Here is a 25115-nt window from a genome sequence, read left to right as displayed (position 1 = left end):
CCTCACTTAAGTTTAACCGCTCATTTTTCCATCTTGATTCTGTCGCATCCAATGACGATGCTCGGCGAGAGCGTTAATAAATTCTTGAGTGAAAGCAGTTAAATCTGAAGTGTTTCGGACTGTCACAATTCCTAAGTCATAAAATACCTGTCCTTGTGTATCAACTCCAGCTAATGCAATTCGTTGTACATCTGAAGACATGAGTAAGTCTACAGCCTCATTCGTTGCCCCGATTGGTTTGGCATGGACGAAGGAATCGTTTATGAAGTCTTTCGCATCTTTGTGCATCAGTAAACTGTCTACAGACTGCTTTCCTCCAGCAATATAGAGAGCGTCATACATGATTGATCCACTATTTGCATAACTCTTGTTTGCTTCCAACTGCTGGCCTTCAGCGCTTGTGATCATACCTAAATTCATACTGATGATATCTGCGTGAATTCCTGCACCAGACAGGGCTGTCATTACTTGTGTTACATCATTAAAAGTAAACCCATTCTCGATAAGAATAGCTACCTTTCTCGTTCGGGCACTTTTGATCGTATTTTCTTGACTAATAGCTGGAGACGAAGCTGTAACCCCAGTCCCACCAGGTATCTGAGGTGGATTTACTCCAATACCTTTAGCAATCTCGGCTGCTAGCTGTCCGTCAACGTTATTGAACATTTCAACTACACGTTGCTTGAGTTGTTTATCTTTCACACTTCCTACTTCAAAATGGAATGCTTTAATAATGTGTTGTTTCTCGGCACTCGACATACTGTTCCAAAAGAGCGTGGCTTGGCGGTAATGGTCATCGAAGCTAACATTACGTTTTCGAATTTTTTGACCTTCGACCTTCTCAGCATAGTGAGTGTATCCATGCTCAATGTCTGAGGCAGGTTGTGGTGAGTTGTTTCTTAAAGAGTTTGGAGAATAACTAACGGCTCCTTTATCAATGGACATACGATGGAATCCATCACGTTGATTATTATTTACTGGTGCAATTGGACGATTAATAGGAATCTCATGAAAATTCGGACCATTTAAGCGAAGAAGCTGAGTATCAGTATAAGAAAAAAGTCTTCCCTGTAGCAGTGGGTCGTTACTAAAATCAATTCCTGGTACTACATGACCTGCATGAAAAGCTGCTTGCTCCGTTTCAGCGAAAAAATTATCCTGATTACGATTTAACGTCATTTTTCCAATTTTTATAACAGGAACGATTTCCTCAGGCCAAAACTTCGTTGGATCAAGAATGTCAAAATCAAATTTAAATTCATCTTCTTCTTCGATCATCTGTACTCCGAGTTCGTATTCTGGATATTCCCCCATGTTAATTGCATCCCATAAGTCGCGACGGTGGAAGTCGGGATCTTTACCAGCGAGTTTTTGCGCTTCGTCCCAAACAAGGGAATGGACACCAAGCAAAGGCTTCCAATGAAACTTAACGAATCTAGCCTTCCCCTGTTCATTAACAAATCGAAAAGTATTCACACCGAATCCTTCCATCATTCGAAAACTTCGAGGTATCGCTCTGTCAGAAAGTAACCACATAATCATATGTGCAGTCTCGGTGTTATTAACGACAAAGTCCCAAAATGTATCATGTGCTGCAGAAGCCTGAGGTATTTCATTATGAGGCTCTGGCTTTAGGGCATGAACAACATCAGGAAACTTAATTGCATCCTGTATGAAAAAAATAGGGATATTATTTGCAACGAGATCGTAATTGCCATCTTCAGTGTAAAACTTAGTTGCAAACCCTCTTACATCTCGAACGGTATCTGCGGAGCCACGCGATCCTACAACAGTAGAAAAGCGTACAAATACCGGTGTCTTTACTGATGGGTCTTGTAAAAATGCCGCTTTAGAATATTCTGCCATCGGTTCATACACTTGAAAGTAACCATGCGCACCAAATCCCCGGGCATGAACAACACGTTCTGGAATTCGTTCATGGTCAAAATGAGTCATTTTCTCCCGGAAATGAAAATCTTCCATTAAAGTAGGTCCTCGATCACCAGCTTTAAGCGAATCATCCGTGTCGGTAACACGAACACCTTGGTTTGTTGTAAGCTTCGTATTTTTGTGATCGATACGGAAATTTTCTAACTGCTGGTCCTTTTTGTTTTCTAAGTTCTGCTTTTGTTGTTCTTTATCCATTACTATTACCTCCAATTAATTGAATCGAACAGTTCCTAAAGTGAAATTAGAGTATCAAAACTGGAAAATTCATGATATAAAGTTAGTTATTTCTCACTATTCCTGTTTTATACTGAAATTTCATGAAAATAAAAAGGTATTATAACCACAATTAAATACCTAAATGAGATTTTTTAGTTATTGTGATCCTACAGTAAATGATGTACGATAGTCATAGTGATAAGTCGTATTTAAGGATGAAAAAAATGAATATTAAAAATGAAAAAAAAGCAACAGCAAAAGCAATAGCTGAAGAGTTAAATTTATCCCTTACAACTGTAGATAGAGCTTTAAATAATAGAGGAAATGTAAAGAAAGAAACGTACAATCTCATTATGGATAAAGCAAAAGAACTTAATTACACGCCAAATAAACTTGCAAGTTTTCTTTCAAGAAAACAACAATTCAATATTGCTGTTATTTACCCAGAATACCCACGCTATTTTTGGGGGCAAATAGAAGCAGGGATAAGAAGTGCTTATCATGAGTTATCGGATTATGGCTTAAATATTGAAACATATCATTACTCAGATCGTGACCTTTTAAAGAGTGCTGAAATGGTGAGAGAAATTATTCAATCACAGAAATACGATGGAATTGCTTTAACTGCTGGAGAAGATGTGTTTATCGATCTAATTGATGAAGCGATGGATAGCGGCATTCAAGTTTGTACATTTAATAATGATTCTCCAGCTAGTCAAAGATTAGCTTATATTGGTTCTGACTACCGGGCTTCTGGCAGACTAGCTGCTGAATTAATAAGTAAATTAGTAGGGATGTCTGGTAAAGTCGCTATTATTAAAGATGGTGAAACATCTTATCAAATTCTAGAGAAAGTAGCTGGTTTTCGCGAAGTTGTAAAAGAGTATCCAAACATACAATTAGTAGGACCAGTAAGAATGGATCGAGATAAGAATAGTTTTCAATCTTTGGAGCGTATCAAAGAAACTCTTACATCTGTTCAAGGGATTTATGTAGCGAATGCAGAATTAGCGAATGTAGCAAAGTATATGGAACAATTAAACTTAGGCAACATGATATTGATTGGTCATGATTTAAACCAAGACATTTATCAGTACCTTCAAAAAAACATTATTTCCTTAACGATCACGCAAGATCCCGTTTCTCAAGGGTACCTAACTGTAAAAAAGTTATTCAATCAATTATCGAAGCAAGAAGAGATAGGAAATCAAGACGTTATCACTAAACTTGGAATCATATCAAAAGAGAATGCAAAGTTTTATATTGAAGACTTAGTATAGAACTTTGCTCGAAATTCCATTAATGAAATATTAAAAAAATAAAAAATAGTTGAAAAATACAAAGTGATGATGTACGATAGTCATATCTTAATAAGTATTGCTTATTTCACTCGAGAGTTGATGTATGCGGTTACAAAGTGTAAAGTACATATAAATAATGAAATGGATTGAGGCACAGACCTAGTATATGAGTTTGTACTGTCGGAAATGACGTACGTACATCAAAAATAGTATTTGGGTGAATGGGAAGAATTACGGAATCGGATTCTTCAAAAAGTTAGTAGTAGTAAGGATTCAATAAAAACTCCACGGTAGAAAGGAATAGATCAATGGAAGAATTAAAGGTCATTCAAGTAGGAACTGGAGGATTTGGTCAATCATGGTTAAAAGTAATCATGGACTACCCGCAGACCAAATTAGTAGGGATTGTCGATATTATGCAAGAAAACTTAGATGCAGCTCAGCAGATTACAGATTTAGCGCCTACAAAATTATACCAAGATCCAGATCTTGCATTTAAAGAAGTGGATGCTGATTTAGTGTTAATTGTGACTCCCCCGAAAACACACAAAAACCTTGCCATAAAAGCATTACAAGCAGGTTTTCATGTCTTAATGGAGAAACCAATCACTCATACGTTAAAAGAGGCTCAAGAGTTAATTGAAGTGAGTAAGAATATCGATAAAAAAATAGCGGTAAGTCAAAATTATCGTTGGAGAGCACCAATTCTTACAGCAAAAAAACTTCTTTCAGAACAAGTGATTGGTCAAGTTGGTTATATGGAATATGAATTTAGAAAAGCAATGAAATTTGGAGGCTGGCGTGACAATTACTCTGAAATCTTATTAGAAGATATGAGTATCCACCATTTTGATATTATGAGATTTTTACTTGGAGCAGAGCCGTTAGGAGTATATGCGAAAAGTTTTCGGCCGAAATGGAGCTGGTTTAGTGGAAATCCATCGGCAACCTTATCAATAGATTTTGAGAACGATATTCAGGTTAGTTATTTCGGAAGCTGGGTTTCAAGAGGTAAAGAGACAACTTGGAACGGTGACATTCGAATAGTAGGAGAAAAAGGGGCGATTGAAGTCCTTGATGACGAAGTATCGGTTTCCTTAGTTAATGATAATGATGAGGTGACATGTGAGTCTATCAAGCTAGTAGATGTCCCATTCGATGACCGAACGTCTTCTTTGGATAACATGGTTCAGTCGATTTTTACGAATACGACTCCTGCTACATCGATTGAAGATAATATTAAAAGCTTTCAACTAACATGCTCTACGATTGAATCGGCGCAAACTGGTGTGTCGGTAAAAATCAGTGAAATTAAAAATCAACAATAGTTGATGATGAGTAAACTAGTATATAGAGAGGATAGATGACATGAAACTAGGTGTGTTCTTAACATTATTTAGAAGTTATACATTAGAAGAAGCTCTTGTAATTGTATCAAAACGAGGAATCAAAACCGTAGAGATTGCAACAGGAGGATATGTAGGCAATCATCATCTAAAGCCTGCTGAAATTCTTGGAAATCAAGAAAAAATAGATGAAGTGAAAAATCTATTAAAAAAGTATGATATTGAAATTAGTGCCCTGAGTTGTCATGGGAATCCGCTACATCCAAATGAAGAAATCGCCACCGAGCACCACGAGGATTTTAAAAACACGGTGTTATTAGCAAAGGAATTAGGAGTAGACACGGTCGTCAATTTCTCTGGGTGCCCTGGTGAATCGGAAACCTCTCAGAGACCTGTCTGGATCACATGTCCATGGCCAACTGATTTTTCAGAGATCGTCCAATGGCAATGGGAAGAAAAAGTGATCCCTTATTGGATTGAAATGGGAAAGTTTACACGAGAGCATGGCATTAAAGTGGCCGTTGAGCCACATCCAGGTTTTGTTGTTTACAATACAGAAACGTTGCTCGAATTACGTAAAGTAGCAGGAGATAATATTGGAGCCAACTTTGATCCGAGTCATTTGTTCTGGCAACAAATGGACCCGGTTGAGGGCATTGTTAAGCTAGACCAGATTATTTATCATTTCCATGCAAAGGATACAGTCATTAACAAACGTAATACAGAGATTAATGGTGTGCTAGATACGAAGACCTACCGAGATATTGCAAACCGTTCTTGGGTATTTAGAACAGTAGGTTATGGACATGGGGAAGATACATGGAAAGGGATTATAAGTGCTTTAAGAATGGTAGGGTATCATGGTGCGATTAGCATTGAACATGAAGATGGCTTGATGTCAATTGAAGAAGGTTTTGAAAAAGCTGTTAGTTTCCTAGAAAATATTTTAATAACAGATGATGCTGGTGAAATGTACTGGGCATAATGTGTGATGCTTGTAAAAAGGTCGAAATCTTTTGTGGAAAGGAGATATTCGACCTTTTTTATGTGGAAAGGAAGACAGAATTTGACAATGTGTAAAATGAACAATAAATAATAAAAATGGTCAATATTTTTGTAGAGTAAGAACCAGTAGTATATAAGTAACAGAAAGGAGGAGCGATATGAAAATTGAAGTAGGAACACCGGTGAAGGTCAACGATGGAAAAAATTGAATCGCTATAAAAATGAATTTATCATTACCGACAGAAAACTCCCTCTTCAATCGCGAGAAGGGCTTTAGCCCAGTTAGTAAACTTCTTATAATTATTTTTTTAAACCCCCCCTAAAAAAGTCTGTCCATTCGTATAGATTACAGAAAGTAGCTTTTAAGAAAGATCTATGTACATAGAAGTGAGGTGCCATATTGTTTCCAACGCGTTTATTAGTGCTATGCATAGCACTTGCCCTTTTCGTCGTTTCTGGTTGTGAATCATCACAAGCAAAGGTAGAAAAAGTGGTGTTCTACGAAAATGTAGATGCAGGATTGAAAATCTATGAATCAAGCAATTGGATATTAGACTCAGAAGTTTCAAGTAAACCATTTAATGCAATATTTAAACAGGATAATGTTCGAGTGATCGTATCCATAGTCCCGAGTGTAAAGTCGCTAGATCAGATTAAGAAAGAGTTAAATCTAGATCGGGATTACGTCCAGTTAATCGAGGAAACGGCGGACAGCATATCGTTTCAATTGAATGAAAAAGAGAGCATCCGTTCTGATATCTATTTAGAATCTAAAATTGATGAGACGCTAGTGCTAACTTTCTTCACTCCAGTAGAGGGATACGAAGCGAACCAAGAGATAATGGAAGAATTTAAAAATCAGATTGAATTGACATATTAAGAGAGGAAGATGATGATGAAGAAAAAGATGATGATAAGCGTTGCCTTAGGATTGTTATTAATTACTTCAACAGTTCAGGCCGCAGACCCTGAGCAAAATCAAATAGAAGTTGTAGAGGAAGAGGTTGTCTACACTGGGGATATGGCAGGATATCAAGAAGAAGTGGAGGCGTCTGTTGATCTCGAACTAATTAATTATGTTGATCTTTTTCAAGCAGTTGCTGTTGAATTAACAGATGATGAAAAAGAAAAGTTGCTATTACTAGTTGAGTTCGTTTCTCAATCAAATGAAAAGCTTGAAGTTCTACTTCAAAAAGAAAAATTTGAAGAAGCTGCCCATTTGTTAGAAAAATATAATATCGAAATAGAAGAGGTCCAAGATCTTCTTTCTAGCGATAAAGTTGCTCAAGAAGTCGATGATGAAGAAATAGCAGAATTAAAGGAAGTATTTACTGAAAAGACGTCCATGCGTGGAGTGAACCTACAATTGTTGCTAGAGCGTGAGGATTTACCTGATTCTGCAAAGGCTGGGATTGAAAAGGCACTTGCAAACCAAGCAAAAGCGCTGGAAAAGCGTCAAGCTGTCCAAGAAAGAAAAGAAGAACGTAAAGCACTGAAAGCGGAAACGAAAGCATCTATAAATGAGCAAGATGATGATAAAGAAGTCATTGATCTTGAGGAAGAAGCATCTAAACCAATCGACAAGAAAAATGCTCAAGCTCAAAAAGTACACAAAAAAGCTGAGAAAGGACAAAATCGTGCAGCGGAAGCAAAGGAAAAAGCAAAGCAAAACGGCAAAGGAAATAGTGACAAAGGCAACGGAGGAAAGCCAACTAATCCTGGTAGATCATAAAGAGAAATAGACGATGGGTAACAGCATCCAGTTGTTACCTATTTTCTAGGGTTCTTTATCGTGCTATCTTTAAGAGATGAAAAAAGCTTCACTAAAGTAGGTGTTGGCAATGCAACAATATCTTAAACAAGCAATGATGGGGGATGAACTAGCTCGAGAGAGACTCATTCTTCATTACAAACCATATATGATTAACGTAGCTGGACACGTCACAAAAAAGTTTATTTCATGGAGTGACGAAGAAGCTAGTATTGCTCTCCTTGCATTTAATCGAGCAATTGACACGTTTGATGAAGCTGGTGGACGTCGTTTCTTAAGTTATGCTTACTTATTAATAAATAGAGACTTGGTCGATTTTTATCGTAAAGAAAAGCGAGAAAATCATCTTTCATTAGATAGAAGTTTGGATGAAGAAGAAAGCTTGTCCAATAAACAGGAAAATGAGAAGTCACTGAAGGAGTATGAACAACAGGTTCAATCAGCAGAACTTGTTGAAGAAATACTCGAACTTGACCAAACATTAAGACAGTACAAAATAAAGTTTGAGGAGCTAGAAGACTATTCACCAAAGCATGAGGATACAAGACTTGCTTTGTTTGAAATGGCAGCGACTTTTTCCAAGGACGCAGAATGTGTGGAATTGCTACAACGAAAAAAAAAGCTTCCAATCAAATTGATTTCAAAAAAATTAGGATATAAAAAAAAGACATTAGAGCGTCATCGAAAATACTTAATTACGTTAATTCTTCTCACTTTGCATCCACAGTGGGAAAAGCTATCACAGTTTATTAAGAGGGAGAGTTGAAATGGGATGAATGTGATAAATGGAACCGTTGTGAAAGTAACTGAAACAAATATCGTCATGTTAACAGAGCAAGGGACGTTTAAAAATGTCCCACGTCCAACTTCGCCTTCAGAGATCCCACTAGTAGGCCAACTGTATACTCATACAGAGAAGAAAAAAGGTTATTATTCGTTTTATAAATACGCTTCAGTAGCTTCTGCATTATTTTTAATCATACTTACTTCATTCATTTTCCCTTTTGGAGGGAGTGCAAAAGAGGCTGTGATTGTTACGATTGATGTTAACCCGAGCATCGAATTAGTGGCAGATGAGAATCTTGACGTTATTCAAGTCGAAGGATTAAATGCAGACGGTCGGAAACTTCTCTCTTCTCTTCAATTAGAAGATGAATTATATAGTGTAATTGAACAGATTGTTGCTGAAACGGTTAAACAAGGGTTCTTTGCGATTGAAAATGCGCTTATTGCTACATCTGTTGTTTCACTTCAAGTGGAATTTGAAGAAGTGACTCCACGTGTAAAAGAAGTGATTGAGACGTCGCTTGAGAAAAACGATTCTATGGCTAAGGTTGAACTCACTAGTGATAATCATGAACTTTACGAAGAAGCCAAACAATCAAACCTATCAATTAACTACTATAAAGAGTATAAGGTACTTGAAGCTAGTGGAGTAGTTGATGATCAGGAAGAAATAAAAGGGAAAAGTTTAGCTGAGCTTAAGAAAATGGAAAATCAGAAGAGAAAAATAGAAAAAGAAGCAGACAAAAAGCCTAAACAAGAAAAGAGCAGAACGCCACGGAATAACAGTAAATTTGATCGTCCTAATCAAGAAAATAACGGTAACTCGTCTAAAGAGAATGGGCCGCAGCAATCAAAAGACGACCGTAGCAATCAACCGGAAAAAACTAAGAACAAAGGAAACAAGCCTCAGACTGAAAAGGAAAATAGAGGGAAGCAACCAGAAAAAACAAGAGAATTTCAAATGAATCCCTCCCAGTTACCGAAGGAATTGAAAGGAAATGCTCCAGAAAATTCAAATGGGAATGGTCCCAAAACTCCAAACTCTCCCAATCAACGCGGGAATAAGTAAATTCGTTTATAGTTACCGCTTTAGAAGCCTACTCTTTTGTAGGCTTCTTTAGTTGATCAAAAAAATCATTATACATGACTACAAATTAAATTCTCTTTGCAGAGTGCAACGTTTTAGCTAATTCACACAGAGGTTCACTTCTAGTGGCGTGATGTAATCTAAATTAAGAATGGAGTACGTATTTCTAAATTTTAACGAAATATAGCCAAAGTCTCCTTCCTCAAAAATTCGATAGAATGTTAGGTGGGAGATGAATGGCGCTATTTTTATTTTCTTCAGATTCATAAAAATAGGTGGTAAAAAATAACTATATTTTGGTAAAGTAAAATAAGAACTTACGTTTGGGGTGACTTGGTATGGCTAAAAAGAATAAGGCGTTCAAATATCGTTTATACCCATCGGATGAGCAACTCCTTTTGATGAAGAAAACGGTTGGGTGTGTGCGATTTATATACAATAAAATGTTGAATGATAGAATCGAAACATACGAAAAATTCAAAGAGGATAAGGTCCAGCTATTAAAACAGAAACACCCAACTCCAGCTAAGTATAAAAAGGATTATCCGTTTTTGAAGGAAGTGGATAGCCTTTCTTTAGCGAACGCTCAAATGAATTTAGAGAAAGCGTACAAAGCTTTCTTCAAAAAGAACGCGAATTTCCCAAAATTCAAGAGCAAAAAACATAGACAATCTTATACAACGAACGTTGTGAATGGAAACATTGAAATTTTGGATGGTCATATCAAGTTACCTAAACTTAAATGGGTGAAAATGAAACAACATAGAGATATTGCAGAGTCGCATCAAATAAAGTCAGTAACCATTTCCATGACTGGTTCTGGAAAAGTCTATGCATCTGTTTTGACGGAATTTGAAGAGGTAACTAAAAAAATTGAACCCAATAACGTTGTTGGTTTAGACTTTTCGATGACTGATTTGTATGTAACAAGCGATGGTGAGAGAGCCAATTATCCTCGTTTTTATCGTCAATCCCTCGAAAAATTAGCCAAAGAACAGCGTGTTTTGTCACGTCGAAAAAAGAGTTCTAACCGTTGGTATAAACAAAAGCGTAAAGTAGCGAAGCTACAAGAGAAAACAGCAAATCAACGTCGTGATTTTCTTCATAAGAAAAGCTATGCGTTGGCAAATAATTACGATGCGATTGCAATTGAAGACTTAGATATGAAAGGGATGTCTAAGGCTCTTAATTTTGGCAAAAGCGTCTCTGACAACGGTTGGGGTATGTTCACCACATTCTTAAAATACAAATTCGAGGACCGTGGTAAGTTATTCATCAAAATTGGCAGCTGGTTTCCTTCTTCTAAAATGTGTTCTAAATGCGGGAAAGTAAAAGAAGAATTATGCCTCTCAGAACGGACATATTCATGTTCTTGTGGTCATGAATCAGACCGAGACGCGAACGCTGCGACCAATATAAAAAGCGAGGGAAAAAGACTATTCTCGGAAGCGAAAGTAAGCTAAAAAATATATCATTTCATAAACCGCTGGTTCAGCGGGGTTAGCTAGATGAATTTGGTTGGCTAGTAAAAGCAACTATTATCCGAGAAGCCCCCACTTCAAATTCTGCAAGAATTAAGTGGTGGGTAGTTCACTATCCAACATTCTACTATATTGTTCTATCTTTTCATAACCATACCCGTATAAATCAATATTTGTTAAGGGAGAAGTCTGGCTGTTTTCATTTATTGATCTATTATAGATGTTAAATTTTTGCTGACTCTGGTGTCGGTCTGCACTTGCGTATATTTGCTTAGTCTTCTGCACAAGTGGTTGTCTATGGGTGTACGTAACAATAGAATTCAATATTTATTCTCCTTTCTGTGTTGGATTTTTGTTAGGCTTCAATAAGCTGTAATTATTCGCCACATTAAAAAGATGTATTACGAGAAAATGAATATCTCGTTATCATTAAGGTTGTTTACCAATATCTTTGCTAGGCTTTAAACCCAAACTACCTAATTTACATAAACATAAAAAAGGGAAGAAGTAGATTCCACTTATCTATTCGAATGCCAATCTTGTTTTAAGGGGATCTTCAAAGAAAAACGAATAATTGAGACATTTGTAGTAGATGAAATAGGGGGTTAATTAGTAATTTAGTAAGAAAGTATAATGAAAAAACAATACTAAAAACCCACTAGGATATTGCCGATCCAAGTGGGTTCTTAGTAAATTTGTTTAGAGATAATGGGCTTTTGCAAATAATTATAGAATGAAGATGAACGCGGTATGGTAGGAGTTCTTAATTTGGATATTGAGGATTGGGAGATCGTTCCTAATTAATGGAAGAAGTTCCGACTGCTAGACACTGAATTAACCGCTTAAGGCTATCACTATGTAATAGTTAGTCAATTGTTAGAATATTAAGTGGCAGTTTTAAAAAAAAACCTGCTCCACCTAACAGGGGAGCAGGTTCACATTCATTAGATTTTCTCAACATTCACACGACCAGAAAAGAACGTCGCGCCGCCACCCATGTCTGCTAAACGATCAGGGGCTAGTGCATTAACCAATTGCTTCTTACCTGGCATATCTGCCCATAATCCTTGGCTGACAACGACACCTGAAAGGACATTTTCTCCAACGGAAGCGATAATTTCACACTCGCCACGTTCATTCCAAATTCGAACGAGTTCCCCGTCCTCTATGCCTAGTTTCGTTGCATCTTCCTGATTCAAATGAACCTTTGCCGATTTTTCCAACTTTTGATGTTTTTCATTATTTGAAAACGTCGAATTTAAAAAGTTGTGATTCGGCCCAGGAATAAATAAGAAAGGGAAGTCCCCGTCATCTACTAATGGAGTATAAGTAGGCAAGGCTGGATATCCTTTCTTTACCATTTGTTTTGAATAGAGCTCTATTTTTCCACTCGGCGTTTTGAGTTTTTTTAAAGAAAACTTTGTTCTGTCTGCTTTCATGTACTGTTCTTTGACTAAAGAATCATAATTCACATGTTTAAAATATGGGTTTGCTGAATGATCAAGAGCTTGTCGAATCAGCTCATCATCTGAGTTTTTTAACGCATCATCTTCAAAGCCCATTGCTTCTGCTAGTAGACGGAATAGATCGGTATTTGACTTACTTTGGCCGTATGGTTCGATCACAGGCTGTTGCAGGTGTACGTAATGATGCCAATATGACGTGTAGAAGTCCAAATTTTCAAAAGCAGATGTTGCGGGTAGAACAATGTCTGCAAACTGAGCAGTTTCTGTTAGAAATAAATCATGGACAACGGTAAAGAGATCATCTCGTTCTAAGCCTTGGCGCACTTTATTGCTCTCGGGGGCGACAATTGCAGGGTTCGAACCATACACAAATAAAGAGTAGACAGGTGGATCTGTTTCTACTAATACCTTGCCTAATTGATTCATATTAAACTTTCTTGTTTGCTTGTTTACTAATAAATCAGGTCTTTGTAAAGAGGTGGTGTTGTAATCTAAGAAACTACTGTTTGATTTAAGCGCACCGCCACCACGAGCAAGCCAAGCCCCAGTAAGTGCTGGTAAACAAGCAATTGTGCGAACGATCATTCCACCATTATCATGATGCTGCAAGCCATTTCCGATACGGATTAAAGAAGGGGAAGTTGTGCCATACATCCGCGTTAATGTGTAGATATCTTTAACCGGAACACCTGTAATTGTAGACACTGTTTCTGGGTCATATTGTCTCACATGCTCTTCTAATTCCGCATAACCAACGGTATAGTCCTCTAAGAATTCGCGGTTGACCATCTGCTCGGTAAATAAAATGTGCATCATTCCAAGAGCGAGGGCACCATCTGTACCTGGACGAATTGGAACGAACCAATCAGCCATCCGCCCTGTTTGGTTCTTATGGACATCAATGACAATGATTTTAGCGCCATTTTGCTTGCGTGCTTTTTGAGCGATCGTCATTTGGTGCATATTTGTGCTAACCGCATTAATTCCCCACATAAGAAAGAGCTTAGTTTCTGTTGTTTCCTCAGGATCGCATCCAACATTCGCACCCATCGTGTAATTATAGCCTGTCGAACCAGCAACGGAACAAATGGCTCGGTCTAATTGACTCGCTCCTAGGCGGTGGAAGAAACGACGATCCATTCCTTCAGCAGTGAGATTTCCCATATTTCCATAAAAGCTATAAGGAAGAATCGACTCAGGTCCATGCTTGTCGATTAGTTGTTTCCATTTCAATACGATCGTCTCGATTGCCTCGTTCCATGAGATGGGGGCGAACGCTCCTGCTCCTTTTGGTCCAACACGTTTTAAAGGGGTCGATAATCTATTCGAATCATATAGACGTTCTGTCATATTTCTTACTTTGTTGCAAATATTTCCTTGAGTGACAGGGTGATTAGGCTCTCCCTCGACTTTTACAATTTTTCCGTCCTTTTTATGAACTAATAGACCACATTGGTCAGGACAGTCAAGAGAACAAACGGATGGAAATACACCATCTTTCTTTGTTAATAATGATTGCATGGTCAAAATCCTCTCAAAAAATAATCAAGTTAATAGATTATAACACTTAATTAAATAGTAGAAAAGTTTCGTGAATAGGTTGACGGGTGACAGTCATCTACTTTTTAAAATTCCCTATAAAAAACCCTTCTAAAAAAACCAATTTTGGGGATAGTAAGGAAAAAAGGCGGTGAGCTACATGCATTTGTTCAGTCATTATACAGTGAAGAAACGTAACACTGGTTATGAGATTCATTTGTATTTAGATCCGATGGAGGAAGAGTATTCAGAAGCGTTCGGTCGATTAAAGGACAAGGATAAGAAAACAATTGAACAAGAAGCAAGTCATTACATAAAGGGAAAGCTTCCTGAAATTAAGGGGGGATTAGTAAAAGTAATGAGCGGAGCTATAGTAGTGACAACATTAGTTTTGGGAGCTGAGGCACCTCACACTAAGGCAGCCGAAATAGATAAAACTGATGAGGAAGAGGTTAATACGAACAGTGTAGCTGAAGAAGTTTTGTTAGATATTTCGACAAGGAATGAATTAGAAAGTGATGCGCTAAAAGAATTGGAGCAGATAAAAGGAGAAAAAGAATCAATTACCATACCAGAAAGAAGCAATGAAGAGATTAATATGGTGGAAGCAGAATTTGTGTGGCTGGCTAAAATGATTCATTGTGAGGCAAAAGGTGAATCTTTAGAGGGACAAATCGCTGTTGGGGCCGTTATTTTGAATCGAGTCAAAAGTGATCAGTTCCCGAGTACAGTTGAAGAGGTTATTTTAGAGAAAACTTCTGGCACGTATCAATTTAGTCCAGCAGGGAGTGGGGCTATTTATTCAGCAAAGCCTGATGCGAATAGTATAGAGGCTGCCAAACGTGCTCTTGAAGGGGAGGATCCAACTAATGGCTCCCTATATTTCTATAATCCAGATAAAACCGGGGATCAATGGATTAGAACTCGAACAGTTTCTACGGTGATTGACAATCATGTATTTGCGTATTGAATCGATGTTTTATTAAAATGAAATTCACATTCATAATCTGGGTATTTAAAATTGAAATATAACGGAACTAGAGACAGAGTTTTTTTGCACTAACAAGTAGAAATTGAACTTTTTCCTTATGTCCTTTTTTTGAAAAAAAGAACTCTCATCTATTATTTTTAGTAGCGACATCTCCTAAAATGCATTTTAGGAGATGTCGCTTTTGGTTGTAGAAAAAAGACTTATTAAAAATGCCAAAACATTGATTCGGGGAAAAGAGTATGTTTGCCTTTACTTTTTTGTAAGATATTGTTACAAGATTATTGAATTGGTAGGAACTGTAAGGCATTGTCTAATTGTTTGATGACCTTGGAAAATATTAGGAAGTTCTTTGGCGTTGTTTGTAGTTCAACTGGAAAAGACAGCTTGCAATTGATTTAGAACAATTAAAAAAAATGAAGGAGGCAGGCTACGTTACTAAGTAACATGTAGGATTGTGAAACTACACAGTGCGAGTCAATTTTTAAAAAGAGCTTGGAGTTACAGGGTAGTTCACTCCAAGCTTTTTTTGTGTGTAACTAACAGCAATAGCAGTTAATCTTTTGTTTCTGGGGAGCTAATAAAACCTTTCTTTCGTGCTAGCGCTTCTTTTGCCTTATTATATGTGAGCCCCGACTGCGCGTTAAGACGTTTAACCTCTTCTATATCGGTTCCTGACATGGTTTTTCGCTTGTTTCGCATAATATAGCCTCCTATAGTGAAGTAGTTTTATTATTTACGGGAGAAGAGCTTTTTAAAATGAAATAATTGTTTTGACTTGTAATGTTAGCGAAGCGTTATAAATTGATTTGCAATAAAGCCGTTTGATATAGTCGTCCTAGCTTCAAAAAGAAGGACGGTTAGTAGTTCATTTTGAATTTGAAGGTGATCTGAGCAATAGTGTAATGACTTTGGTTCAGGTAAAGTTACGGGAAATAGGATTAATAACACTGGTGGTGACATTTTCTTTACAAAGGGTGAATTTGGCCAAACGGTTTGATTTCAATCAATAGCTATACCGTTTCACTATAGAAATGGTTGACCGAAAAGATCGTGTGGAACGATTGTATTTGGTCAGCCTTTTCTAGTTACTAGTGTGTTGGATTCAAAAGAAGTTATTGACAACGATTTCATCTAAAAATATACTAAATACAAATAGTTAATATATATATTAATTATTTATAATTACATTAATGTTGTTGGTTTATTTATAAAGTTTTTGAAAAGGGGAGAGCCTTCACACCTTTTACAGTTGATTTGGAGCTTGATTATGGACGTATATGTTTTGTAAGTAGTTAAACTTTTCAAAGGTCATTAGTTAAAACCAATCATAAAGGGGTTAGAATAATGAACAATCAAAACGAGTATAAGAATCCAATTGTAGAGCAGCGTGCAGATCCATGGGTTTATAAACATTCAGATGGCTATTATTATTTCACAGCATCTGTGCCTGAATATGACAGAATTGAACTAAGGAGGGCTGCATCATTACAGGAATTAGAAAATGCCACTCCAAAGACTGTTTGGAAGAAGTATGAGATAGGTGATTTAAGTGCGAATATTTGGGCTCCTGAAATTCATTTCATTGACAAAAAATGGTATATATATTTTGCTGCTGCTAGAACGACAGGAACAAAAGAAGGATTATTTGATCATAGAATGTATGTACTTGAAAATGACTTAGAAAATCCGTTAGAAGGTAATTGGATAGAAAAAGGACAGATCGAAACAAAATGGGAGTCGTTTTCCCTTGATGCAACAACATTTGAACATCTTGGTGTAAGATACTTGGTTTGGCCGCAGAAGGATCCGGAGATTAAAGGAAACTCAAATTTATATATTGCAGAAATGGAGAATCCTTGGACGATCAAAGGAGAACCCGTTATGATTGCTACTCCTGAATATGACTGGGAAAAGATTGGATTTTTAGTGAATGAAGGTCCAGCTGTATTAATAAGGAATGAAAAGATATTCATTGCATTTTCTGCAAGTAGTACGGATCATAATTATTGCATGGGATTACTAATTGCCTCAGAATCGAGCGACTTACTTAATGCAAAATCTTGGAAGAAGCATCCCGAACCAGTTTTTACTACATGTGAGGAAACGGGGCAGTACGGTCCTGGTCATAATAGTTTCACTGTATCAGAAGACGGTACACAAGATGTGATTGTCTATCATTCAAGGAATTATAAGGAAATTAAAGGGAATCCTCTTTACGATCCGAATCGTCATGCAAGAGCTCAAGTGTTTACATGGGATGAACAAGGGATGCCTTTGTTTGGAGTTCCTGTTGCAGATGGAAAGCCTGTAAAGAATTAAGAGAAAGTGAGAGTGAACTCTGAAATGCGAGAGAGCAAGAGCAGAGATTAAACTAAAACAAGAAGGTTCTTAACGATTTGTCGATAAGAGCCTTCTTTCATGATATTATTCTGACAAGCTTTCTTCTTTCTGGTTCTTAGAATAAAAGAGCCGGAAAAGAATATCTTGGTTGTAATTTCCGAAACCTGAGCCGAATAGAGTCACTCCGCCTATATGTTCAGCTTCTTCATGTACGGCAATACGAAATGTCCATTGCTTTTCCCGGATGTTAAGGTCATCAATGGTTATGCTTGAAATTTTTATCCCATCTATGAACGTACCAGTCGTTGTTATTCGAATACATTTTAACAGTCCATATTGGTTAACAACCCTTGGCCACCAATCTGGTGTATATTTTCCTGAGTTGTCACCAAAGTCTCCTGGGCTTGTCCACGTACCTAACTCAACATTATTTAAGATAAAAGATATATCTGATGGCCAATTTTCATTTGTAAATGGGGCTTCAGAAGAAAGTTCCATCGAAATTTCAAGTTCTGTTGGTTTCTGATTAGATAGTAGGAAATTCGGTACTTTGTATTCAATATAACCTTTGCCGAACCAGAGGATTTTTGCATTAAATCGTTCAGAGTCTAAAAAGTAGCGTGTATCATCAAATTCACCTATTATCTTTTCTTTGGTAGCCAGTCCACAGGTTGGTTCAATAAGAAAATCAGTATAATGCCCGACGGATAGTTCAGTTTGATGATAATTAGACAGCTTGGTCATTTTTGTTGGGAAATTAATTTTTATATGATCAACCGTAAGAATACATAACTTTTGAATACCAGCTTTCCCTGGAGTCATCTCAGTACGAATGATTCCGGCTTTTTCAAGTTTCTTAATATGCATGGTCATAATGGCGCTACTAAGTCCAACAGCTTCTGCTAATTCTCGTATATTCATAGAACGTTCTGATAAATTTTGAATAATTGCTAACCTTACATTACTAGCAAGTGCTTCAAATACAGGAATAGAATGATTCGATAAATCTATTTGCATGAGCTTACCCCCGAATGATAAATGAAAAGCAATGAGCAGATGAAATTCATTAATGTTTATATAAATAGTATACTTCTTTTGTTGACAATCAGACAACCAATAACCAGTTATGTCACTTACGTGAGATAACGAATAGTACATATATATTAGATTGTGACGACGGTGGATCCAGACTCAGCTGTAGCAAAAGCAGAGCTCCATGTAGAGGGCATTCTTGTTTCCATAGCTAGGAATGGAATCAATGACTCAAGTGATTTACAATGCACTTGTACACAGCGTTTTCTATTGCCGGTCAAGTAACGATTATCGTCAAAGTGAACTGAAGTTGACTGATCGTACATTAACAAGTAATCAGCTTGCAAATTAATATTTTTATAAAATGGTAAGTATTATTGTTATCATGTTGTGAAATGGTTGGAAGAGAATGTAGTTTATAAAGGTATAAAGAACAAGAGCATCGGTTCGTTCCGAAGCGCTTGTTCTTTTTTGAATGATCATCCGAAAAGAATCAACTTTATTCTTTGTGAGATCACCCATAGTTATAGAGTAATAAAACCCTTGTATAATAAGGGTTTTCAGTCTTATTAATAAAAAAAGTCAAACGAATCAAAAAAGTACTATCAGTAATTTTTGAGTATTAAAAATAATTGGATTGTAGGAAACCTGTTCATTTTATACATTGGTAACTGTAAGCTGACAACCAATAGCTGGTTGAAAAAAGCAGGTGCTTAAGCTTAGTTAAAAATAGGAGAAAGGATGGTGAGTATCAAATGGCAGATCAAAATACCAACACACAAGAGCAAAAATATGTAAGCGTATACAACGAACTTCAGAAACGACCTGGCAAAGGAAAGAGATTGTGGAGATCCATCTTGAAAGACAAATACTTATATTTACTTGCATTACCGGGTTTACTTTATTTTTTGATTTTTAAGTACGTGCCTATGTGGGGCATAATCATTTCTTTTCAAGATTATTCACCGTTTATGGGACTTAGAGGGAGTCCTTGGGTTGGGTTTGAGCATTTCGAGAGATTGTTCTCTAACTCTGATTTCTGGATTATATTAAGGAACACACTTGCGATCAGTTTTTTAAATTTAGCTTTATTCTTTCCATTACCTATTATTTTAGCTGTTTTATTAAATGAATTACGCAGTCAAGTATACAAGCGAACCGTGCAATCCATTGTTTATTTGCCTCATTTCTTATCGTGGGTTATCATCGTTAGTTTATCTTTCTTAATGTTATCAAGGTCAGATGGGATTATTAATCAACTAATCGAACATTTTGGCTTTGCAAAATTTGATTTTCTAACGAATCCCAATATCTTTTGGTTGTTGTTAACATCCCAATCGATTTGGAAGGAAGCGGGTTGGGGGACGATTATCTTTTTAGCTGCGATTGCTGGCGTTAATACGGAATTATATGAAGCTGCAAAAATAGATGGGGCAAATCGATTTAGGCAAATTTGGCATGTAACATTGCCAGCAATTCGAAATGTCATTATTATTCTATTGATTTTGCGCTTAGGTGACATTATGGAAGTTGGATTTGAACAAGTCTTTCTTATGTACAATGGTGCTGTTGCGAATGTAGCCGAAGTATTTGATACGTATGTCTATCGGGTTGGGATTCAGCAAGGACAATTTAGTTATAGTACAGCTGTAGGATTGTTTAAGTCAATTGTCGGACTCGTGCTCGTCGTTGTAGCTAACAGGATGGCGAAGAAAGTCGGAGAAGAAGGAATTTACTAACAGAAAGGAGGGGTAACATGAAAGCTAGTTTAGGTAATCGAATTTTTGATATCGCCAATATTATCTTCTTAGGTTTGGTAGCTCTCGTATCGGCGTTTCCTATTTATTATGTATTTATCGTCTCTTTTACAGAGCCAGCGGAGTTTTTACAAAAGTCCATTGTTCTGTTCCCGGAAAATTGGTCTCTTGCTTCTTATAAATATTTACTTTCTGCGGGTTCATTTGTTCAATCTCTCGGTGTTAGTTCGTTTTTAGCAGTTGTTGGAACTGTGTGTAGTCTCGTGATCACGTCCTCACTTGCTTATGCTTTGTCCCGGAAAAAATTTAAAGGGCGAAAGTTTATCTTATTATTGGTTCTATTTACGATTTTGTTTAATCCAGGGATCATTCCTAACTATTTGCTTGTACGAGAATTAGGATTGATTGATAGTCTATGGTCTGTCATCCTTGTTTCTCTTTCAAACGGTTGGTTTGTCATCTTAATGAAAGGGTTTTATGATAGCATTCCCGAAACATTAGTGGAAGCAGCAACCATTGATGGATGTAATGATTTTACCGCGTGGATTCGGATTGTTCTTCCTTTGTCCTTGCCAGCAATTGCTGCCTTTGGTTTGTTTTTTGCGGTGGCCTATTGGAATCAGTACTTTAATGCTCTATTATATTTAAATGATGCAAGTAAGTGGCCAATACAAGTGTTGTTACAAAACATGTTAATTGATTCCTCGAGTAGTAGTCTTGGTGACGTTGATCCACTCATGCAGCCGCCACCAAGTGAAACATTAAAAATGGCCGCAGTTATCATCGCCATTGTGCCTATTTTAATGGTTTACCCGTTTTTACAAAAGCATTTTGCTAAGGGGGTGATGATTGGATCGATCAAAGAGTAAGTAGTTTTCTAGGGTTCATCATAGTCTTTTAAAAAATTCTACTATGGGGGAAATAAGATGAAAAAAAGCGCACTTTTAATCTTTGGGTTACTTTTGATCATGGTACTAGCAGCATGTAGTGGCGGAGGAAGTGAAGAAACTAGTACGAATGAAGAGGCTGAATCAAATGAAGGAGCGACTGAGGAAACAGTAGTACAAGATGAGGATCCGACGGAAGTTCGCATTATGAGTCATTTTTTTAGCCCGACACCTCCAAGTTCAGACAATCTAGTGCTACAAGAAATTGAAAAAGTAACAAATACGAAATTAAATGTTGAATGGGTTTCTGCTAATAACTATGCGGACAGGTTTAATGTAATTTTAGCCTCTGGTAATCTTCCAGATCTGATGCTAGTTCCTGATCCATTTAGTCCTGTATTCAAAAGAGCTGCAGAGCAAGGTGCTTTTTGGGATGTCTCACCTTACATTGATGATTATCCAAATTTAAAAGAAGGAATTGCTGATATTGCGTGGGAGTTAACGCAGATTGATGGCGCTAATTATGGTATCCCTCGTCCGAGACCATCAGAAGGAGAAACGTTCTTCATTATCCGCAAAGATTGGCTAGATAATGTTGGATTAGAGATGCCAACAACGTCAGATGAGCTTTACGAAGTTATGAAAGCGTTTGCTAATGAGGATCCGAATAATAGTGGCAAAGATGATACGTATGGAATGGTAGGGTATGTCAATCCTGAAGACATGGGAGATATGGGCTCATATGAAGGCATGTTTACTGGTGTGAATGGGGAATGGAAAGAGGAAAATGGTGAATTAACACATGTAGCTTTCCTTCCAGAAACACGTGATGCGCTTGAATATTTAGCTAATGCATATGCAGATGGTCTAATCCCTGAAGACTTTGCTTCCTTACAAGTGAGTCAAGTAAAAGATATGTTTAAAGCTGGTAGAGCAGGGATTATTAATGAGAAAGCTGGAGCGATGCAGGAGTATTATGATCACTTTTCACAAGTTGACCCTGACTTTGAATTTACGAACTTAATGCCAGTAACAAGTATTAATGATTACAATCCAGCAGGGCCTGGTTTTGCTGGTGCAAATGTCATTTCAAAAAGTGTACCAGAAGTGAAAATGAAACAAATTCTACAGATGATGGACAGGTGGATGGAAGATGATGTGTTTAGTTTGCACAGACATGGAATTGAAGGAGTCCACCATACGGTTGAAAACGGGGAAATTGTCATTGATACAGAAAAGATGACATCTGATGCAGTAGGAGATCATAATCAAATTGTTTATGTTTCTGACCCTTATGCAAGCTCTGTTAAGCCGACTTTTCCAGAAGACGTTCAACAGTTATATAAGGAAATTCAAGATGAAAGAGAGAATACGAGTGTCGCAAATATTAGTTTAGGCTTGTTTTCAGAAACTGGAGTGAACTATTTACCAGAGCTTAGAAAAGACATTCAAGATTTAAAAACAGTTATTATTTTAGGAAGAGAGCCAATTACAGCATGGGATGCATTTGTAGAAAAACTGAAAGAAAATCCGCAAATGCAGGCGTTGACAGCTGAAATCAATGAATCGTATTCAAACAGATAAAAGTAGGGAAAGAAATCTCCTTAGTTCGTACGTCGTTCTAAGGAGATTTTTATTATGTGTGAATATGTCGTTTTTTTACATTTTGGTGAACCTCACACAAAAATTGTGAAAATATATGGTAAACTATATGAAAGCGTTTTCTAAGGAGGTGTAGTTATTGAAGAATAGCTTACTAAGACGACTGATGCGACCTTTTTCCTTTCAATCCAAAGGGCACTATCGCAAAAACCTAGTTGCTTTTTTGTTACTTGCTAGCATTCCAGGCATTATCGTAAGTGTCATTTTGTTTATGGTTAGCAAAGCGCAGATGGAAAATGAATTGCAAGAGGTTCATCAAAATCATGTACACAATTCTGTGAAAGCAATTGACGACCAGTTTTCTTACCTTGAACTGTTACTAGCGCACTGGGCATTTGACTCCAATTTTAAGGAAAGCTATGAAAATATCGATGTCGTGTTTAACTACGAGGATGTACATAAAATTTATAAAACATTGCTTGTTATGGAAGGGTCAAATCCTTTAATCGACCGCATTGAATTATTTGTAAATCAACCAAAAGAGGTCGTTTTCCAGAAGAATCGCTATGATTTTATTGAGACAACAGAACATAGTGATCATTATAATCAGTTGGTTTCACAAGGGAAGGACCTGTATTGGAATCAATCTTTTTCTAGTTTGGGGACGAGTGAAACTTCATTAGGGCTAGTTCATAAGCTGCCTGGAGGAGAGGTTTTGCCATTTGGGTCATTAGCTGTTTTTTTAAACAAAGAGAAGCTTGCCGATTATGTAAAATCGCCTTATGAAGAAGGTTCTGTCTATCTTTTTACTAATTCTGAACAATGGTTTTTTGATAATCCAATTCAACAACACCCTACTGCTATGCAAAAAGCTATTTTTGATGAGATTAGCCAGCAATTAATAAGTTCGAATTCGTTTTTATTTGATTGGGATAATCATACCTATACGATAACGTATGATTATATCTCACGTTTAGGAGAAAGGTGGTATTACGTATCTGCAGCTCCGCTATCGGCTATCACGGCTCCTGTTGTTTATATTTCAAAGCTGTTTATCGCCTTAAGTATTGTGATATTCGTTATTGCTATTATTCTTTCAATATTTGCTTCACAGAAATTATACTCACCAATTGACCAACTCATCCAGAAGATTCATGGGAATAAACGGATAAATGTGAAAAATGAGTTTGACTTAATTGAAACGAAGTGGAATACATTATCTACGAATAGTGAAAATCTACAAAAACGTTTGGAACATCAACTTCCCCATTTACGCGAAGGCTTTCTTTTGCAACTTATCCAAGGCTATTTATACTCTTATGGTGAAAAAGAGATACAGGAGAGAATGCAGCACTTTGGATGGGAAATGAATGATAAGAACTACCTTGTGCTTTTTGTTCAATTGTATGGATATAAAAAGATAGAAGATCGATCGATTGAAGGGGAAGAAGGTCTAGTGACGGTTTTAGCAGCTGACATCATTGAGGATTTGATAGGGCAATCAGCTATAGAAGCTAATATTATTAATTTTCATGATCTCTCATTTGGATTATTCTTAATGTTCCCGAATGATCAAACACATGAAAAGGTAAATAACAACGTTGTGAATTTAAGTAAAAACATCATTACGCAAATTAATCAGATAGAGAAAATGGAAGTTTCCATTAGTATAAGTAGAATGACGGATTCGATTAAGGGCGTACATGCCTTATTTGAAGAAGCGAAAACGTCATTAAGTTATCGCAATCTGCAAGATCATAATCAAATTATTGAAATAGAGAAGCTGGATCGATTAAATAGTAATCATGAAAGGATTGAATATCCATTTTCGTTGGAAAAAGAAATTACACATGCCATAAGACTTAGAAACGAAGAAGAGGCTGTTAAACTATTACATCAATTTATTTCAGTACTAGCTGATAAAAATGTGAGTGAAGCTATGCTGAAACAAGGCGCTTTTCAGCTTCTTGGAAGTATTTTTCATGTTGTATTGCAATCGGGTTTGATGGAGGATATCGGAAATGAAGGAGTAAGCCTATATGAGCAACTCTCACAATTACGAGATCCAGTACAAATGACTCAATGGTTTGAAACAAATGTTATTTTGCCAGTTATTCAAGAACTATCTCAGAAACAAGATCAACGCCAAAGGCTTTTAGTCGAAAGAGTAGCGGTTCTATTGCAAGAAGAATATATGAATGATATTTCGTTAGATTACTGCGCGGACCTGATAAAAATGAATCCTTCTATTTTGAGCAAGGTGTTTAAGGAGATTACAGGATGGAACTTTATTGATTATTTAACGAATATTCGTTTAGAAAAAGCCAAAGAGTTATTGATGGAAACCGATATGAAAATCAACCTGATAGCTGAAAAAATAGGCTACAAACATAGTTATTTTAATCGCCTCTTCAAAAAACACGAAGGAGTAACACCAAGCCACTTCCGAGAAATGAATCGAAAGAAAATTGTATAAGAGGAAAGTCAAAAAGGTTGGTTTTTACCTTTTTGACTTTCCTCGAAGCGCTGAGCGGAACCGCTGCAAGGTTTTAAGTAAG

At 36.8% G+C, this 25115-nt stretch carries 19 protein-coding genes; 15 read left to right on the top strand and 4 right to left on the bottom strand.

Features of this window, described 5'->3' with window-relative positions:
• Positions 1 to 12: 12 nt before the first annotated feature.
• A complete protein-coding gene (locus SLH51_RS17875) occupies positions 13 to 2145 on the bottom strand; it encodes a catalase (protein ID WP_335962795.1) in 2133 nt (710 codons plus the stop codon).
• 245 nt (positions 2146 to 2390) lie between these two features.
• Between SLH51_RS17875 and SLH51_RS17870 the strand changes: the two genes are divergently transcribed.
• The 8 genes from SLH51_RS17870 to SLH51_RS17835 all read left to right on the top strand — a co-directional run bounded on the left by SLH51_RS17870 (position 2391) and on the right by SLH51_RS17835 (position 10925).
• Positions 2391 to 3446, top strand: coding sequence for a LacI family DNA-binding transcriptional regulator (locus SLH51_RS17870; RefSeq protein ID WP_335962793.1), 1056 nt, complete (start codon positions 2391 to 2393; stop codon positions 3444 to 3446).
• 329 nt (positions 3447 to 3775) lie between these two features.
• Positions 3776 to 4795, top strand: coding sequence for a Gfo/Idh/MocA family protein (locus SLH51_RS17865; protein WP_335962791.1), 1020 nt, complete (start codon positions 3776 to 3778; stop codon positions 4793 to 4795).
• A 40-nt stretch (positions 4796 to 4835) separates the two neighbouring features.
• The gene (locus SLH51_RS17860; RefSeq protein ID WP_335962789.1) at positions 4836 to 5798 is read left to right on the top strand and encodes a sugar phosphate isomerase/epimerase family protein; all 963 of its coding nucleotides are present in this window, start codon (positions 4836 to 4838) and stop codon (positions 5796 to 5798) included.
• 420 nt (positions 5799 to 6218) lie between these two features.
• Positions 6219 to 6698: a hypothetical protein gene (locus SLH51_RS17855; RefSeq protein ID WP_335962788.1), complete on the top strand. Its 480-nt coding sequence runs from the start codon at positions 6219 to 6221 to the stop codon at positions 6696 to 6698.
• Between the two features lie 12 nt (positions 6699 to 6710).
• Positions 6711 to 7550, top strand: a complete 840-nt coding sequence (locus SLH51_RS17850; protein WP_335962787.1) for a hypothetical protein — start codon at positions 6711 to 6713, stop codon at positions 7548 to 7550.
• A gap of 109 nt (positions 7551 to 7659) precedes the next feature.
• A complete protein-coding gene (gene sigI, locus SLH51_RS17845) occupies positions 7660 to 8355 on the top strand; it encodes an RNA polymerase sigma-I factor (protein ID WP_335962786.1) in 696 nt (231 codons plus the stop codon).
• Between the two features lie 6 nt (positions 8356 to 8361).
• On the top strand, positions 8362 to 9444 hold the full coding sequence (locus SLH51_RS17840; protein WP_335962784.1) for an anti-sigma-I factor RsgI family protein: 1083 nt from the start codon (positions 8362 to 8364) through the stop codon (positions 9442 to 9444).
• A 356-nt stretch (positions 9445 to 9800) separates the two neighbouring features.
• Positions 9801 to 10925, top strand: a complete 1125-nt coding sequence (locus SLH51_RS17835; RefSeq protein ID WP_335962783.1) for an RNA-guided endonuclease InsQ/TnpB family protein — start codon at positions 9801 to 9803, stop codon at positions 10923 to 10925.
• Between the two features lie 962 nt (positions 10926 to 11887).
• Here SLH51_RS17835 and SLH51_RS17830 read toward each other — a convergent pair.
• On the bottom strand, positions 11888 to 13930 hold the full coding sequence (locus tag SLH51_RS17830; protein ID WP_335962782.1) for a molybdopterin oxidoreductase family protein: 2043 nt from the start codon (positions 13928 to 13930) through the stop codon (positions 11888 to 11890).
• Between the two features lie 178 nt (positions 13931 to 14108).
• Here SLH51_RS17830 and SLH51_RS17825 point away from each other — a divergent pair, with 178 nt between their 5' ends.
• Positions 14109 to 14918: a cell wall hydrolase gene (locus tag SLH51_RS17825; RefSeq protein ID WP_335962836.1), complete on the top strand. Its 810-nt coding sequence runs from the start codon at positions 14109 to 14111 to the stop codon at positions 14916 to 14918.
• A 573-nt stretch (positions 14919 to 15491) separates the two neighbouring features.
• Here SLH51_RS17825 and SLH51_RS17820 read toward each other — a convergent pair.
• Positions 15492 to 15638, bottom strand: a complete 147-nt coding sequence (locus tag SLH51_RS17820) for a hypothetical protein (RefSeq protein ID WP_335962781.1) — start codon at positions 15636 to 15638, stop codon at positions 15492 to 15494.
• Positions 15639 to 16283: 645 nt separating this feature from the next.
• On the opposite strand from SLH51_RS17820, the gene SLH51_RS17815 reads away from it, so the two are divergent.
• Positions 16284 to 17258, top strand: coding sequence for a glycoside hydrolase family 43 protein (locus SLH51_RS17815; protein ID WP_335962780.1), 975 nt, complete (start codon positions 16284 to 16286; stop codon positions 17256 to 17258).
• Positions 17259 to 17363: 105 nt separating this feature from the next.
• Here SLH51_RS17815 and SLH51_RS17810 read toward each other — a convergent pair whose 3' ends face one another.
• Positions 17364 to 18296, bottom strand: coding sequence for an ArsR/SmtB family transcription factor (locus tag SLH51_RS17810; protein ID WP_335962779.1), 933 nt, complete (start codon positions 18294 to 18296; stop codon positions 17364 to 17366).
• A gap of 241 nt (positions 18297 to 18537) precedes the next feature.
• Here SLH51_RS17810 and SLH51_RS17805 point away from each other — a divergent pair, with 241 nt between their 5' ends.
• The 5 genes from SLH51_RS17805 (at position 18538) to SLH51_RS17785 (ending at position 25033) form a co-directional block, all read left to right on the top strand.
• Entirely contained in the window at positions 18538 to 18663 is a 126-nt protein-coding gene (locus tag SLH51_RS17805; protein WP_335962778.1) for a hypothetical protein, read from the top strand.
• 403 nt (positions 18664 to 19066) lie between these two features.
• Positions 19067 to 20050, top strand: coding sequence for an ABC transporter permease (locus SLH51_RS17800; protein WP_335962777.1), 984 nt, complete (start codon positions 19067 to 19069; stop codon positions 20048 to 20050).
• A 17-nt stretch (positions 20051 to 20067) separates the two neighbouring features.
• Positions 20068 to 20937, top strand: a complete 870-nt coding sequence (locus SLH51_RS17795) for a carbohydrate ABC transporter permease (RefSeq protein ID WP_335962776.1) — start codon at positions 20068 to 20070, stop codon at positions 20935 to 20937.
• A gap of 57 nt (positions 20938 to 20994) precedes the next feature.
• Positions 20995 to 22539, top strand: coding sequence for an extracellular solute-binding protein (locus SLH51_RS17790; RefSeq protein ID WP_335962775.1), 1545 nt, complete (start codon positions 20995 to 20997; stop codon positions 22537 to 22539).
• A 157-nt stretch (positions 22540 to 22696) separates the two neighbouring features.
• The gene (locus SLH51_RS17785) at positions 22697 to 25033 is read left to right on the top strand and encodes a helix-turn-helix domain-containing protein (protein ID WP_335962774.1); all 2337 of its coding nucleotides are present in this window, start codon (positions 22697 to 22699) and stop codon (positions 25031 to 25033) included.
• Positions 25034 to 25115 lie beyond the last annotated feature (82 nt).

This window comes from Halalkalibacter kiskunsagensis (assembly GCF_037027555.1).
Classification (GTDB): domain Bacteria; phylum Bacillota; class Bacilli; order Bacillales; family Bacillaceae_D; genus Halalkalibacter; species Halalkalibacter kiskunsagensis.
Note: the sequence above shows the minus strand (reverse complement) of the source record. Positions and strands in the feature narration are given on the sequence as shown.

Coding starts and splice junctions, on each gene's coding strand:
- sigI (WP_335962786.1), top strand. CDS start 7,660: ATGCAACAATATCTTAAACAAGCAATGATGGGGGATGAACTAGCTCGA.
- SLH51_RS17820 (WP_335962781.1), bottom strand. CDS start 15,638: ATGCGAAACAAGCGAAAAACCATGTCAGGAACCGATATAGAAGAGGTT.
- SLH51_RS17850 (WP_335962787.1), top strand. CDS start 6,711: ATGATGAAGAAAAAGATGATGATAAGCGTTGCCTTAGGATTGTTATTA.
- SLH51_RS17870 (WP_335962793.1), top strand. CDS start 2,391: ATGAATATTAAAAATGAAAAAAAAGCAACAGCAAAAGCAATAGCTGAA.
- SLH51_RS17815 (WP_335962780.1), top strand. CDS start 16,284: ATGAACAATCAAAACGAGTATAAGAATCCAATTGTAGAGCAGCGTGCA.
- SLH51_RS17865 (WP_335962791.1), top strand. CDS start 3,776: ATGGAAGAATTAAAGGTCATTCAAGTAGGAACTGGAGGATTTGGTCAA.
- SLH51_RS17830 (WP_335962782.1), bottom strand. CDS start 13,930: ATGCAATCATTATTAACAAAGAAAGATGGTGTATTTCCATCCGTTTGT.
- SLH51_RS17825 (WP_335962836.1), top strand. CDS start 14,109: ATGCATTTGTTCAGTCATTATACAGTGAAGAAACGTAACACTGGTTAT.
- SLH51_RS17860 (WP_335962789.1), top strand. CDS start 4,836: ATGAAACTAGGTGTGTTCTTAACATTATTTAGAAGTTATACATTAGAA.
- SLH51_RS17835 (WP_335962783.1), top strand. CDS start 9,801: ATGGCTAAAAAGAATAAGGCGTTCAAATATCGTTTATACCCATCGGAT.
- SLH51_RS17800 (WP_335962777.1), top strand. CDS start 19,067: ATGGCAGATCAAAATACCAACACACAAGAGCAAAAATATGTAAGCGTA.
- SLH51_RS17810 (WP_335962779.1), bottom strand. CDS start 18,296: ATGCAAATAGATTTATCGAATCATTCTATTCCTGTATTTGAAGCACTT.
- SLH51_RS17875 (WP_335962795.1), bottom strand. CDS start 2,145: ATGGATAAAGAACAACAAAAGCAGAACTTAGAAAACAAAAAGGACCAG.
- SLH51_RS17840 (WP_335962784.1), top strand. CDS start 8,362: ATGAATGTGATAAATGGAACCGTTGTGAAAGTAACTGAAACAAATATC.
- SLH51_RS17790 (WP_335962775.1), top strand. CDS start 20,995: ATGAAAAAAAGCGCACTTTTAATCTTTGGGTTACTTTTGATCATGGTA.
- SLH51_RS17805 (WP_335962778.1), top strand. CDS start 18,538: ATGACTCAAGTGATTTACAATGCACTTGTACACAGCGTTTTCTATTGC.
- SLH51_RS17795 (WP_335962776.1), top strand. CDS start 20,068: ATGAAAGCTAGTTTAGGTAATCGAATTTTTGATATCGCCAATATTATC.